General features: G+C 67.8%; 11 protein-coding genes. 8 read left to right on the forward strand and 3 right to left on the reverse strand.

Going from position 1 to position 14511, the window contains the following annotated elements; genetic code table 11:
• Nucleotides 1-215: 215 nt before the first annotated feature.
• The 3 genes from AC1ZQA_RS00420 to AC1ZQA_RS00430 are packed head-to-tail and all read left to right on the forward strand — an operon-like array spanning nt 216 to nt 4138.
• Nucleotides 216-1646 carry a peptidoglycan DD-metalloendopeptidase family protein gene (locus AC1ZQA_RS00420; RefSeq protein WP_482677886.1) on the forward strand — a complete coding sequence of 477 codons (1431 nt, stop codon included), beginning with the start codon at nt 216-218 and terminating at the stop codon, nt 1644-1646.
• Entirely contained in the window at nt 1639-3033 is a 1395-nt protein-coding gene (locus AC1ZQA_RS00425) for a peptidoglycan DD-metalloendopeptidase family protein (RefSeq protein WP_482677887.1), read from the forward strand. The genes AC1ZQA_RS00420 and AC1ZQA_RS00425 overlap by 8 nt, the downstream gene beginning before the upstream one ends.
• 22 nt (nt 3034-3055) lie before the next feature.
• Complete coding sequence (locus AC1ZQA_RS00430) at nt 3056-4138, forward strand: anhydro-N-acetylmuramic acid kinase (protein WP_482679359.1); 1083 nt, start codon at nt 3056-3058, stop codon at nt 4136-4138.
• Here the strand turns inward: AC1ZQA_RS00430 and AC1ZQA_RS00435 are convergent.
• A complete protein-coding gene (locus tag AC1ZQA_RS00435) occupies nt 4126-5061 on the reverse strand; it encodes a LysR substrate-binding domain-containing protein (RefSeq protein ID WP_482677888.1) in 936 nt (311 codons plus the stop codon). The genes AC1ZQA_RS00430 and AC1ZQA_RS00435 overlap by 13 nt on opposite strands.
• A 145-nt stretch (nt 5062-5206) precedes the next feature.
• On the opposite strand from AC1ZQA_RS00435, the gene AC1ZQA_RS00440 reads away from it, so the two are divergent.
• Nucleotides 5207-6838 carry an NADH-quinone oxidoreductase subunit L gene (locus tag AC1ZQA_RS00440; RefSeq protein ID WP_482677889.1) on the forward strand — a complete coding sequence of 544 codons (1632 nt, stop codon included), beginning with the start codon at nt 5207-5209 and terminating at the stop codon, nt 6836-6838.
• A gap of 1 nt (nt 6839) precedes the next feature.
• Complete coding sequence (locus AC1ZQA_RS00445; RefSeq protein WP_482677890.1) at nt 6840-9323, forward strand: YbcC family protein; 2484 nt, start codon at nt 6840-6842, stop codon at nt 9321-9323.
• A gap of 53 nt (nt 9324-9376) precedes the next feature.
• Here AC1ZQA_RS00445 and erpA read toward each other — a convergent pair whose 3' ends face one another.
• Nucleotides 9377-9754, reverse strand: a complete 378-nt coding sequence (gene erpA, locus AC1ZQA_RS00450; protein WP_482677891.1) for an iron-sulfur cluster insertion protein ErpA — start codon at nt 9752-9754, stop codon at nt 9377-9379.
• A 75-nt stretch (nt 9755-9829) separates the two neighbouring features.
• Nucleotides 9830-10888, reverse strand: coding sequence for an N-acetyl-gamma-glutamyl-phosphate reductase (argC, locus tag AC1ZQA_RS00455; protein ID WP_482677892.1), 1059 nt, complete (start codon nt 10886-10888; stop codon nt 9830-9832).
• Nucleotides 10889-11067: 179 nt separating this feature from the next.
• On the opposite strand from argC, the gene yajC reads away from it, so the two are divergent.
• From yajC to secF, 3 genes are all read left to right on the forward strand, one after another.
• On the forward strand, nt 11068-11403 hold the full coding sequence (yajC, locus tag AC1ZQA_RS00460) for a preprotein translocase subunit YajC (RefSeq protein WP_482677893.1): 336 nt from the start codon (nt 11068-11070) through the stop codon (nt 11401-11403).
• A gap of 109 nt (nt 11404-11512) precedes the next feature.
• Complete coding sequence (gene secD, locus AC1ZQA_RS00465) at nt 11513-13483, forward strand: protein translocase subunit SecD (RefSeq protein WP_482677894.1); 1971 nt, start codon at nt 11513-11515, stop codon at nt 13481-13483.
• Between the two features lie 30 nt (nt 13484-13513).
• Nucleotides 13514-14470, forward strand: coding sequence for a protein translocase subunit SecF (gene secF, locus AC1ZQA_RS00470; RefSeq protein WP_482677895.1), 957 nt, complete (start codon nt 13514-13516; stop codon nt 14468-14470).
• Nucleotides 14471-14511 lie beyond the last annotated feature (41 nt).

Consider the following 14511-nt stretch of genomic DNA (forward strand, 5'->3'; position numbering starts at 1 on the left):
GTATTCGGTGCCACAGCGTGACTGTTGGGTGTGAAGCGGGTGTGACCCCACGCGCAGACCATCCAGCCGCGCCCAGGGTGCGCTCGCAGATGCTTGCAGCGTCTCGCCGCCCGTTGTCGGTGGTGCCATCACGGTGTCGGAGGCATGGCCTTCGGCGCCACTTTCCATTGTCGGGATCGGCGCATGCGCCACGGCCTGAAGTGTGAGGAGTGGGGATGTCTTTTGTCGAATTCAAGCACGCTGCAACGCAGGGCGCGCAGGGGCTGGCCAGCGATCTGGCCAATTGGCTGCATCAGCATCACAAGCGTGTTCTGGCGGGGGTTGGAAGTGGTTTGCTGTTGACCAGCGCCGCTGCCTTCGCCCTGGCCTACGAAGGGCCGCAGGCGCACCCGCCCGCACCCACCTGGGTCAGCGTGGCGGTGGCGAGCACTGCGCCGCAACAGGCCGAGCAGCTCTCCAATGTCGATCAAGTGGTCTACACCACGGCGCATGTCCGGGCGAGCGATTCGGTCGAATCGCTGCTGCGCCGCCTGCAGGTGACCGACCCGCAGCAGTTGCGTCAGCTCAGCGCCCAGCCCGACCTGCGCGCCTTGGTCGCGGGCGATCCGGGCCGGGTGGTCAGTGCCCAGGTCAGCAACCTGGGTGAACTGCGCAGCCTGCAAGGGCGTCTGCCCGGCCTCGAGCCTGTGGCTGGTGGCACTGGAGATGCCCGCGAGTGGCGCGAGCTGACGATCCATGCGACGCCGCAAGGCTGGCGTGTGCACACGCTCTCGCGTGTTGTGCAGCCCGCACTGCGCGCAGCCAGCGGCGTGGTGCAGTCCAGCTTTTTTGCTGCGGCAGATGAGGCTGGGCTGCCGCACAACGTGGCCTCGCAACTGATCAATGTGTTCGACACCCAGATCAATTTCCGCCGCAACCTGCGCCCGGGCGACCGCTTCAGTGTGGTCTACCGGGTCTATCAGGCCCAGGGACAGACCCTGGCGGATGGTCGGCTGGTCTCGGCGCAATTCATCAATCAGGGGCACGACTACAAGGCCGTGTGGTTCGACGCCAGGGGCGATGCCAAGGTCTCCGGCTACTACGCACCCAATGGCGACAGCCTGAGCCGCGCCTTCCTGCTCTCCCCCCTGCCCTACGACCGCATCACCTCCGGCTGGGGCTGGCGTGAAAACCCGGTGATGCACTTCCACGAGTTTCACAAGGGCATCGACCTGGCGGTGCCCATCGGCACGCCGGTCAAGACCATTGCCGATGGCCGCGTGGTGTATGCCGGCTGGGGCACGGGCTACGGCAAGTATGTCAAGGTCGAGCATCCCGGCGGTTTTGCCACCATCTACTCGCACCTGAGCGCGTTCAAGGTGCATGTGGGCGAGCAGGTCAAGCAGGGTGAGGTGGTGGCGCTGTCGGGCAATACCGGCTGGTCCACCGGGCCGCACCTTTACTTTCAGTTTTTCGTCCATGGCACGCCGGTGAACCCGCTGACCCTTGCGCACTACGCGCCCAAGGGCACGCCGGTTCCAGCCGCGCTGCGCACCGAGTTCCTGGCGCAGACGGCCGAGCCGCGGCAACTGCTGGCCGTGATCGACGGCAACAGCCCGCTCACCACGGCCGCCGCCCGGCCCGGCAAGGGGGCGCAGCATGGTTGATTCTGCCCGCAGCAAGAACGCCGTCCTGCGCATCACCCAACTCTCCACCGAACTCATCGCCGCACTGCGCGCCCACCCGCGCCGCGTTGCCGCAGGCGTGGGCAGCGCGCTGCTGCTGAGCAGTGCCGGGGCCTGGGCGCTGGTCGAGGCGCAGCCGCAACTGCCGCCGCGCGCCACCGTGGCCACTGTGTACGACGCCGGTGTGGCGGCGCAGACCGAGGCCATTGCCAGCGCCGATCTGCACTACGCCAACAGCACGACGGTGCGCCGTCAGGACACGGTGCAGCAATTGCTCAAGCGGCTGGGGGTCACCGATCCGGCGGCGGTCAAGCAGCTGGGCGCAGATGCACGCATGCGTGCCCTGGTGACTGCTGGCGCCACGCCAGAGCCGGTGCGCGCCTTGGTCAACGCGCAGGGCGAGCTGTTGCAACTCAGCGCCACCCTGCCGCTCCCGGCAGGTGACAGCACCGTACCGCTGTGGCGCGCGCTGCTGGTGCGCGCGGGCCAGGACGGCGCGCTGGAAGTCTCCACCACCGAGCGCCAGATGGAAGTGCGCACGCGCTTGGCCAATGTGCCGGTGCGCGGCGCCCTGAGTACTGCGCTCGGTCAGTCCGGTGTGCCTGCTGCCATCGGCACCCAGCTGGTGAAGGTGTTCGCGCCGCAGATGGACCTGCGCCGCAGTCTGCGCAAGGGCGATCAGGTTGCGCTGGTGTACGAAATGCACGCCCTGGACGGCAGAGAAGTGCGTCCCGGGCGGCTGCTTGCCGCAGAGATTCGCACCCATGGCACCACGCGTCAGGCAGTCTGGTTCGCTGCCAGCGGCGATGCCAAGGGCGCCTACTACACCCCGGCGGGGCAGGGTTTGGAAAAAGCCTGGGCCAGTTCGCCGCTGCCTGGCGCCAAGATCACCTCGCCGTTCGGCATGCGGCTGCATCCGGTGCGGGGGATTCGCGAAATGCACGAGGGCGTCGACTACGCTGCACACATCGGCACGCCGGTGCCCAGCGTGGCCGACGGCCGGGTGAAGTTCGCCGGGGTGCAGAGTGGCTACGGCAATGTGGTCAAGATCGGCCATCCCGGCGGATTCGAGACGGTCTATGCCCACCTCAGCAGCATTGCCGTCAAGCCAGGCCAAGCGGTGAGCGAAGGGGAGTTGATCGGCAAGAGCGGGAACAGCGGCACCTCCACCGGGCCGCATCTGCATTTCGAGTTCCACTCGGCAGGCCGTCTGGTCGATCCCCAGCGCATGGCCAGCTATGTGCCGCAAGGCAAGCCGCTGCCGCCCGGCGAGAAGGCCGCATTCTTTGCCGCCACCGCAGTCATGCGCACCCAGCTGGCGCAGGCCGCGGGTGGTGGCGACGCCGTGCAGCTGGCGCGTGCCGACTGAACCCACGCTGACCATCGGCCTGATGTCGGGCACATCGCTCGACGGGGTGGATGGGGTGCTGCTCGACAGTCCGCCAGACGGCGGACCACCCCAGGTGCGCGCACATGCGGCGCGGCCCTTCCCCGCCGCGTTACGCGCCGAGTTTCTCGCACTCAACACGGCCGGGCCTGACGAACTGCATCGCAGCGTCTGCGCTTCGCAGCAACTCGCAGATCTCTACGCGTCGGTCGTCGCGGACTTGCTGCAGGCCACAGGGCTGAAGGCGTCTGCAGTGCGCGCGATCGGCGCGCATGGCCAGACCGTGCGCCACCGCCCCGACCTCGGATACACCGTGCAGCTCAACGCTCCGGCGCTGCTGGCCGAGCGCACCGGCATCGCGGTCGTGGCCGATTTTCGCAGCCGCGACCTCGCCGCGGGCGGCCAGGGCGCGCCGCTGGTGCCGGCGTTCCACCGCGCGGTGTTCGCCGCAGCGGGAGAGGACGTCGCGGTGCTCAACCTCGGCGGATTCGCCAACCTCAGCCTGCTGTTCGCCGATGGCCGCACCCTCGGTTTCGACACCGGCCCGGGCAATGTGCTGCTCGACCACTGGGCGCAGCGGCACACCGGTCAGCCGTTCGACCGCCACGGCACCTGGGCCGCGGGCGGCACGGTGGTTGCCGCGCTGCTGCACGCGCTGCTGGCCGATCCGTATTTCACGCGCCTGCCGCCCAAGAGCACCGGGCGGGACGACTTCCACCCCGCCTGGCTCGAACGCCACCTGGCCGCGCTCGCCACCACGCCCGCGCCGCAGGACGTGCAGGCCACACTGTCGGCGCTGACCGCGCGCAGCGTCGCCGATGCCTTGCTGCGGGCGATGCCGCGGGTGGCGCGGGTCGTGGTGTGCGGCGGCGGCGCGCGCAACGCCGATGTGCTGCGCCGGCTGCAGGCGGCACTCGCCGGAGTGCGGTGCGAGACCAGCGATGTGCACGGCATCCCGGCCGAGCAGGTCGAGGCGGCGGCGTTCGCCTGGCTGGCGCGGCAGACGCTGCTCGGCCTGCCCGGCAACCTGCCTGCGGTCACCGGCGCCGCCGGGCCGCGCGTGCTCGGCGCGATCTACCCGGCCTGAATCGCAGGCGCGGCGGGGTCGCGGTGCGCGAGCAGATCGACGTGTCCGCGCAAAAAATCGAGAAACGTGCGCGCGACCACCGACAGCTCCTTGTCGCGCGGCCACACCACATACCAGTGGCGGCGGATCGGGAAATTCTCCACATCGAGTACCGCAACCTCATCGAGCCGCGGGTCGGCATGCAGCGTGCTCAGCGACAGGATGCCCAGCCCCAGCCCGCCGGCGACCGCCTGCTTGATCGCCTCGTTGCTGCCCAGTTCCATGCGCACGCTCAGGCTCAGCCCGCGCTCGCGAAACACCCGCTCGACCGTCAGCCGCGTGCCCGATCCGCGCTCGCGCAGGATGAACGGCTCGCGCGCCACTTCGTCCAGCGTGATGCCGCGGCGCTGCGCCAGCGGATGGTCTGCTGCGGCCAGCACCACCAGGGTGTTTTCCAGAAAGGGCTCGCGCACGATGTCCAGGTCGTCTGGCGGCACGCCCATCACATACAGATCGTCCTGGTTGCGCGCCAGGCGTTCGAGCACGCGGTCGCGGTTCACCACTTCCAGCGCGATGTCGATGCCGGGATAGGCGTTGCAGAACGGGCCGAGCAGCCGCGGCATGAAGTATTTGGTCGTGGTCACCGTGGCGATGCGCAGCCGCCCCTGCTTGACGCCCTTGAGATCGGCGATGGTCTGCTCGAACCGGCCCCAGGTCTCCAGCCAGCCGCCGCAGGTGGCATACAGCGCCTCGCCCGCCTGAGTGAGATAGAGGCGCTTGCCGATCTGCTCGATCAGCGGCAGCCCCACGGCCTCCTGCAGCAGCCGGATCTGCTTGGACACCGTGGGCTGGGTGACGTGCTGCTCGTCGGCCGCGCGCGAAAAGCTGCGCAGCCGCGCCACCGCCTCGAAGGTGCGCAATTGACGCAGGGTGACATGCAGCATGGTGTTGCTCCGGTGATGTATAGCCCAAAGGCAATGGTTTTCATGATAACAATTCATTAGTGTTTTGGTCGGGCTCTGCCTAGACTGCCTCCCCATGCCAAGCAGCCCCCTTTCGCGGCGCTGCGATCGATCCAAGGAGAGCCCCATGACCGATATCCCCTCTGTTGTCTCCCCCGCCGTCGGCCTGGTGCCGCCCGCGGTACTCTGCCTGGCCGGGCTGGTCGGCAGCCGCTGGGCCGCGGCGCGGCCTGCGGCCGTGGCCCGGCTGAACACCGCGGCGGCCTGGACCGCTTTCGCCGCCGCGCTGGGCATCGCCGCGGCGTTCGCGCTGCAGCCGCCGGTGGCATGGACCGCGTTTTCGCTGCCCCTGCCGGGGAACGTGGGCGCGTTTTCGCTCAGCGTCTATCTCAACGCGGTCACGCTGGTGATGCTGCTGCTGGTGTCCTTCGTCGGCGTGATCGTGTCGCGCTACGCCCGCACCTACCTCGACCGCGAACCCGGACAGGGGCGGTTTCACCTCTGGCTGATGTGGACCCTGGCGTCGATCCTGACGCTGATCGTCAGCGGCAACCTGCTGCTGTTCGCGCTGGCGTGGATGTCCACCAGCCTGTGCCTGCATCAGTTGCTCACCTTCTACCGCGAACGTCCGGCGGCAATGCTCGCGGCGCACAAGAAATTCGTCGCCAGCCGCATCGGCGATGCCGCGCTGCTGCTGGCGGTGCTGCTGATCGGCAGCCAACTGCACACTCTTGAGCTGCCCGAGGTGTACGCGAGGCTGGCCGCGCCGCTGCAGCCGCTGCCGCTCGGCCTGCAGGCGGCGGCGCTGCTGGTGGTGGCCAGCGCGGCGCTGAAGTCGGCGCAGTTTCCGCTGCACGGCTGGCTGATCCAGGTGATGGAAGCGCCCACGCCGGTGTCGGCGCTGCTGCACGCGGGCATCGTCAACGCCGGGGCGTTTCTGGTGCTGCGCATGAGTCCGCTGATGTCGCAGTCCGGTCTGGCGCTGTCGGTGCTGGCGCTGATCGGCCTGGTGACCCTGGCGCTGGCCTCGCTGGTCATGCTCACGCAGACCAGCATCAAGGTGTCGCTGGCCTGGTCCACCACCGCGCAGATGGGGTTCATGCTGCTCGAATGCGGCCTGGGGCTCTACAGCCTGGCGATGCTGCACCTGGTGGCGCATTCGCTGTACAAGGCGCACGCCTTCCTCGCGTCGGGCAGCGGGGTGGATGGGTTTCGCGCCCCGGTGGTGCGCTACGCAGGCCGCAGCAGCGGCGCGGTGCAGACGGTCGCGCTGCTGGCGCTGGCGGCCGTGGTGTCGGGCGGGCTGGCGGTCGCGTTCGGGCTGGACTGGCGGCACGAGCCGGCGCTGATCGCCGCCGCCGCCATCGTTTCGGTGGCGAGCGCGCAGCTGATGCTGCAAACCACCGCGGCGCTCGGCGCGGCGCAGTGGCTGCGCGCGCTGGGGTGGGCCGCAGCGGTCTGCGCCGCCTACTACGCGCTGCACGCGGCGTTCGATGCGCTGCTGCGCGGCAGCGTGGTGCCGCTGCAGCCCGGGGCCGCCGCAGCGCAAGTGTGGCTGGTGCCGCTGGTCGTCGGCGTCTTCCTGCTGCTGCTGGCAGCGCAGCGCTTCATCGCCACCAGCGCGTCGGCGCTGCGCCAGCGGCTGTGGGTGCACCTCTACAACGGCCTGTATATCGACGTGGCGATCACCCGCCTGCTGCAGCGCGCCTGGCCGTCGCCGACGCTGCAAACCCCTTCCCCCGTTTCCACCGGAGCCTGACATGAACCTCACCGACGCCACCCCGGCGCTTGCCGCCGCCCAGCAGCTCGACGCCCGGATCGACGCCGCGTGCGCGCGCATCGCCCCGCTGTGGCCGCTCAAGCATTTCGTCGCGGTCAATCCCTATTTCGGGCTGCGCGACCTGCGCTTTCAGGACGCCTCGGACCTGCTCGCGCGGGTCGCCGGCAGCAGCCTGTACATGCCGTGGGAGTACTGGCGCGAGCAGATCGCCAGCGGCCGCATCACCCCGGAGGACATCGACGAGGCGCTCACCCGTCTGGGCAGCGCGCTCGACGTGCAGGACGTGCTGCACACCCTGTCCACCCGCGCGCCCAAGCCGCGGCTGGGCATGGCGCCGGTCAGCGTGATCCTCGAGCGCGTCGAGGGCGGGCTGTGGTCGAGTTTCGTCACCGAGCGCATCAGCCTGCACTGCGCGGCGTATTTCGACCTCGGCCAGGCATTCGTTGCGATGCCCTGGCGCGGGCAGGGGCTGTACGCCAGCTGGAAGGCCGCAGCGTCGATCGACCGCAGCCCGGCGATGATGGGCCTGGGCGATTTTCGCGCCGCGGTCGCGCGCCTGCCCGACAAGCCGCGCGAGGCGATCGCCTGGGCGATCGCGCAACTGGCGATCCCAGACGCCGCGGTCGAGCGCTATCTGCACGCCGCGCTGCTGAGCGTCAACGGCTGGGCGTCTTGGACGCGCTACCTGCGCTGGCAGGCCGAGCTGCAAGGCGGGCGCGACGACGCCATCGTCGATCTGCTGGCGATCCGGCTGATGTGGGACGTGCTGCTCTACCAGGAAAAGCGCAGCTCGGCGCTGGTGGCGCGCTGGCACGAGATGCTGGCCGCGAGCATGCGCCCGCCCTCGGCCAAGCGCCAGGCCGCAGCCGAAATCGACCGTGTGCTGCTGCTGGCGATGGAAGTCGGCGTGCAGCGCCACATCGCCCGCGGGCTCAAGCGCGCCGTCGCTGCCCCGCCGTCGCGGCCTGCGGTGCAGGCGGCGTTCTGCATCGATGTGCGCTCGGAAGTGTTCCGCCGCAGCCTGGAAACCGTCGCCCCGCAGGTGCAGACCCTGGGATTTGCCGGGTTTTTCGGGCTGTTCATCGAAGTGCTGCCGCTGGGCGCAGACAGCGGGCGCACGCATGTGCCGGTGATCTTCAACCCGAGCTACTGCATCGCCGAGCAGGTCGACGGCGGTAGCACGCCGCAGGTCGCGCAGCAGCGCCGCCACCGTCTGGCGCTGGCCAAGGCGTGGAAAGGGTTCAAGCTGTCGGCCGCATCCTGCTTTTCCTTCGTCGAGGCTGCAGGGTTGATGTACGCGCCCAAGCTGCTCGTCAACAGCCTGGGCTGGTCGCGCCCGGTGCCCGACCCTGCCTCGCAGGGGCTGGACGCCGGCACCTTCGCCCGGCTGCGCCCGGTGATCTCGCCAAGCGCAGCGGCCAGCTGCGGCCACGCGCATGCCACGCGGGTGCTGCCCGTGGGCATCCCCGAGGGCGAGCGGGTGGACAACGCCGAGCGCATTCTGCGCAACATGGGGCTGACCGGGCCGTTCGCCCGCCTGGTCTTGCTGGTCGGGCACGGCAGCACCACGGTGAACAACCCGCACGCCACCAGCCTGGACTGCGGCGCCTGCGCCGGGCAGACCGGCGAGGCGAGTGCGCGCGCCGTCGCCGCGCTGCTCAACCAGCCCGCGGTGCGCGACGGTCTGCGCGCGCGCGGCATCACCATTCCGCACGACACCTGGTTCCTGCCCGCGCTGCACGACACCACCACCGACACGGTGCGGGTGTTCGACACCGACGACCTGCCCGCCGAACTCCAGGACGATCTGGCGCAGACCCGACAGTGGCTCGAGCAGGCGGGCGACCTCACCCGCATGGAACGCGCCGCGCTGCTGGGGCTTTCGCACCTGCCCGACCACAAGGTGCACGACGAGGTGCAAAAACGCAGCCGCGACTGGGCGCAGGTGCGGCCGGAATGGGCGCTGGCGAACAACGCCGCGTTCATCGCCGCGCCGCGCCAGCGCACCGCCGGGCTCGACCTGCAGGGCCGCGCGTTTTTGCACGACTACGTCTGGCAAAACGATCCGGGGTTCAAAATCCTCGAGCTGATCATGACCGCGCCGATGGTCGTGGCCAACTGGATCAACCTGCAGTACTACGGCTCGGTGGTCGATGCCGCGCGGCTGGGCAGCGGCAACAAGGTGTTGCACAACATCGTCGGCGGCGCGATCGGCGTGCTCGAGGGCAACGGCGGCGACCTGCGCGTGGGCCTGCCGCTGCAGTCGGTGCACGACGGAACGCGCTGGGTGCACGAGCCGGTGCGGCTGTCGGTCTTCCTCGAGGCGCCGCAGCAGGCGATCGACGCCATCATCGCCAAACACCAGCTAGTGCGCGAACTGGTCGACGGCGGCTGGCTGCACATCCTGCAGATCGACGCCGCGGGCCAGACGCACCGGCGCAAGGCCGACGGGCAGTGGGTGTGAAAAAAAGAACCGCCCTGAAAGGGCGGTTCTTTTTGCCGGGGGAAGCGAGACCGTCAGACCGAGAACGACGAGCCGCAGCCGCAGGTGGTCGTGGCGTTGGGGTTCTTGATGACGAACTGCGCGCCTTCGAGCCCGTCCTTGTAGTCGATCTCGGCGCCGACCAGGTATTGCAGGCTCATCGCGTCGATCAGCAGGGTGACGCCGTTTTTCACCATCTGGGTGTCGTCCTCGTTGACCGCTTCGTCGAAGGTGAAGCCGTACTGGAAGCCCGAGCAGCCGCCGCCCTGCACGAACACGCGCAGCTTCAGGTCGTTGTTGCCTTCCTCGTCGATCAGTTCCTTGACCTTGGCCGCAGCGCTGTCGGTAAACAGCAGCGGCGCGGGCGGAACGGCCATTTCGGCGGTGGGGGCGGTGTCAAGCATGGCGCTCATGGGGGCTTCTCCTTCAAAGAACTTCAATTTTAGTGCCGCGCAAGACCCTGCGCGCGCAGCGGCATTGCCGGACGTTCAGGGCAGCACCGCCAGTCCGTCCAGCCCGGCGGCTTCCGGCAGGCCGAACATCACGTTCATGTTCTGCACCGCCTGGCCCGAGGCGCCCTTGGTCAAATTGTCCTGCACCACCAGAATCATCGCGGTATCCGGGTGCGGCTTGTAGATGGCAAGGCGCAGGGTATTGGCGCCGCGCACCGAACGGGTTTCGGGCGCACTGCCAGCAGGCAGCACATCGACAAAGGGCTCCTCGGCGTAAAACCGCGTATAGAGGTCCTGCAGATCGGCCGTCTGTCCGGCGGGGGTGAGCCGGGCGTACAGGGTGGAGTGCATGCCGCGGATCATCGGCGCCAGATGGGGCACGAACAGGCAGTCGACCGCGCTGCTGCCCGGCGCCACACCGGCGATGCGGCGCAGTTGCTCGTTGATTTCCGGACCGTGACGGTGGCCCCTGACGCCGTAGGCCTTGTAGTTGTCCGACGCCTCGCTGAACAGTAAGCCGATTTCCGCCTTGCGCCCCGCGCCAGACACGCCCGAGACGCAATTGGCCACCAGATGGTCGGCCTCGACCAGCCCTGGCGTGCGCAGCAGCGGCGCAAATCCGAGCTGCACCGTGGTGGGATAGCACCCGGGATTGGCGACGATGCGCGCCTTGGCGATGGCCGCGCGGTGTAGCTCGGGCAGGCCGTACACCGCTTCCTGCAGCAGTTCCGGGCAGGCGTGCTCCATGCCGTACCACTGGGTGAATTCGGCGACGTTCTGCAGCCGGAAGTCGGCAGCCAGGTCGATGAGTCGCACCCCGGCATCGACCAGCCGACGCGCCTGGGCCATCGCCACACCGTGCGGGGTGGCGAAAAACACCACATCGCAGGTGTGCAGCGGTGCGTCATCCGGCGTGGAGAATGCCAGATCGACCTGCCCGCGCAGGCTGGGAAACAGCTCGGCCACCGGCATGCCCGCTTCCTTGCGCGAGGTGATGGCCACCAGCTGTGCGTGCGGATGGCGCGCCAGCAGGCGCAACAGTTCCACTCCGGTATAGCCGGTGCCGCCAACGATGCCGATGCGCAGAGGGTTCATGGTGCGGGTCTTCAGGTTGAAAAGAGCGATGTTATGTGCTGCGCGTGACCTTGCCGTGGCGGGTGGAGCCCGGAAATCCTGGGAATTGCGGCACAGACGCGCAGCTTTGCGACAATACGCGGTTACCGACCCCGGCCGACCGCCGGGATGCCGATGAATTCCACCGTTCCAGACCGCCCATGAATTTCATTTCCGTTGCGCACGCCCAAGCGGCTGCCCCGGCGCCCAGCGCCGGCTCCACGCTGATGAGCCTGCTGCCCATCATCGTGATGTTTGTCATCCTCTACTTTGTCATGCTGCGCCCGCAGATGAAAAAGCAGAAGGAATTGCGCGCCATGCTCGCGGCGCTGGCCAAGGGCGACGAGGTGGTCACCACCGGCGGCATGGTGGGCAAGATCAGCAAGATCAACGACAACTATGTCACGCTGGAAATCGCCGCCAATACCGAAGTGCTGGTGCAGCGCAGCGCCGTGACCATGGTGCTGCCCAAGGGCACCATCAAGAGCGGCGCCTGACCCCGCCGCACTGTTGCGCGTTCTCGCGCAGCGCGCCGCACAAGCCGGGTTTGTGCGGTTCCTTTTGCTGATGCTGCCCGGCTTGTGTGGCTGAATCGAGGTTGTTGCTATGAATCGTTATCCCTGGTGGAAATATCTCATCATGGCCGTCGTGCTGGTGGTGGGCGCGGTGTATGCGCTGCCCAATCTCTACGGCGAATCGCCCTCGGTGCAGATTTCCAGCACCGGCGGCAGCAAGGTGGACAACGCCCTGCTGCTCAAGGGCGAGCAGATTCTCGACGCCGCCGCGCTCAAGCCCGATTCGGCCGACTTCAACGGCACCACGGTGAACTACCGCTTCAGCAATACCAGCGTGCAGCTCAAGGCGCGCGACGTGCTGGCCAAGGCGCTCAACCCCGATCCGGACAACCCGCGCTACGTGGTCGCGGTGAACCTGCTGTCGCGCTCGCCCAGTTGGCTGACCGCGCTCAACGCCAACCCCATGTACCTCGGTCTCGATCTGCGCGGCGGCGTGCATTTCCTGCTGCAGGTGGACATGCAGGCGGCGGTGCAGAAAAAGCTCGACTCCATTTCCGGTGAATTGCGTCGCGACCTGCGCGACAAGGACGTGCGCTACACCAAGCTCGACCGCGTGGGCGACACCATTCAGGGCGTGTTCGTCGATGCTGCGGCCTTCAATCAGGCCAAGGACCTCATCACCCGCCAGCATGCCGACCTGCAGTTCGCCCCGCAGGCACCAAACGGCCCCAATAGTTTCAGCGTCAGCCTGACCCCTGCTGCCGTGAAGCAGGAAGAGGACTACGCGATCAAGCAGAACATCCAGACCCTGCACAACCGCATCAACGAACTGGGCGTGGCCGAGCCCATCATCCAGCAGCAGGGTCGCGACCGCGTGGTGGTCGAACTGCCCGGCATTCAGGATGTGGCGCGCGCCAAGGACATCCTCGGCCGCACCGCCAGCCTGGAAGTGCGCATGGTCGATGACAGTCCGGCCGCGCTGGCCGCGCTGGCCGGGCAAGGCCCGCTGCCGCCCGGCGACCAGATCTTTCCCGACCGACAGGGCGGCAAGCTCGTGGTCAAGCGCGACGTGCTGCTCACCGGCGACAACCTCACCGATGCCCAGCCCGGCTTCGACCAGCAGAACAACGAGCCTGCGGTGTTCCTCACCCTCGACTCCAAGGGCGCGCGCATTTTCCAGGATGTGACCCGCGAGAACATCGGCAAGCGCACCGCGATGATCCTGTTCGACCGCAACCGTGGCGAGATCATCACCGCGCCGGTCATCCGCAGCGAAATCGCCGGAGGGCGGGTGCAGATCTCGGGCAACATGACCGTGCAGGAAGCCAACGACACCGCACTGCTGCTGCGGGCAGGCGCGCTGGCCGCGCCGATGACCATCATCGAGGAGCGCACCGTCGGCCCCAGCCTGGGGCAGCAGAACATCAGCCAGGGTTTCCATTCGGTGACCTGGGGTTTTGTCGCCATCGTCGTGTTCATGTCGATCTACTACATGTTCTTCGGCGTGGTGTCGTCGATCGCACTGGCGGTCAACCTGCTGCTGCTGGTGGCGGTGCTGTCGATGCTGCAGGCCACGCTCACCCTGCCGGGCATCGCGGCCATGGCGCTGGCGCTGGGCATGGCCATCGACTCGAACGTGCTGATCAACGAGCGCATCCGCGAAGAACTGCGCAACGGCGCCAGCCCGCAGAACGCGATCTATCACGGCTACGAGCGCGCCTGGGCCACCATCTTCGACTCCAACGTCACCACCCTGATCGCCGGTGTCGCGCTGCTGATCTTCGGCTCGGGCGCCATCCGCGGCTTTGCCGTGGTGCATGTGCTGGGCATCCTGACCTCGATGTTCTCGGCGGTGTTCTTCTCGCGCGGGCTGATCAACCTCTGGTATGGCCGCAAGCGGCGTCTGCACAGCATTTCCATCGGCCAGATCTGGAAGCCGCAGGCGGCCGAGGCCACTGCCGGTGCGCTTTCCGCAGGTGCCGCGAGTGACGCGGTGAAGGCCGGCAAGCCGCTGGCCGCGCCCACGCCGCGCAGCACCAAGCCGCGCCGCAAGGTGCATTGATCTGCTCAGGTCCACGATTCAAGGCTCATCATGGAATTTTTCCGAATCAAGCGCGACATCCCGTTCATGCGCAATGCGCTGACCTTCAATGTCGTCTCCGCGCTGCTGTTTGCTGCCGCAGTGTTCTTTCTCATCACCCGCGGGCTCAATCTCTCGATCGAATTCACCGGCGGCACGGTGATGGAAGTCGGCTACAGCCAGGGCGCCAATATCGACGCTGTCCGCTCCACCCTGAGCAAGCTCGGCTATTCCGACGCACAGGTGCAGGCGTACGGCAACGCCAACGACGTGGTCATCCGCCTGCCGCTGCACAAGGGCGAGACCAGCTCCGAGCAGAGCACCAGGGTCATGGCCGGGCTGCTGGCTGCCGATCCGCAGGCGCAGCAGCGCCGCACTGAATTCGTCGGCCCGCAGGTCGGCTCGGAACTGGCCACCGACGGCCTCAAGGCGCTGGCGCTGGTGATCTTCGGCATCGTCGCCTATCTGGCGGTGCGCTTCGAGTGGAAGTTCTCGGTGGCCGCCATTCTGGCCAATCTGCACGACGTGGTCATCGTGCTCGGCTTCTTTGCGCTGTTCCAGTGGGAGTTCTCGCTGCCGGTGCTGGCCGCCGTGCTCGCCGTGCTGGGCTATTCGGTCAACGAGTCGGTCGTGATTTTCGACCGGGTGCGCGAAAACTTCCGCAAGTACCGCAAGTACACCACCGTGCAGGTGATCGACAGCGCCATCACCAACACCATCAGCCGCACCGTCATCACCCACGGCTCGACGCTGGCGATGGCGTTTTCCATGTTCTTTTTCGGCGGCCCGGCCCTGCATTACTTTGCGCTGGCGCTGATCATCGGCATCTCGATGAGCATCTACAGCTCGGTGTTCGTCGCCGCAGCGCTGGCGATGTGGTTCGGCGTCAAGCGCGAAGACCTGATCAAGCCAGGCGGCAACAAGCCCAGCGGCAGCAGCAACGACCCGAACGCGGGCGCGGTGGTGTGAGCCGGCGTGAATCGGGCAACAAAAAAGCCAGCGCAAGCTGG

The organism is Thiomonas sp. DCM-2 (genome assembly GCF_056820905.1).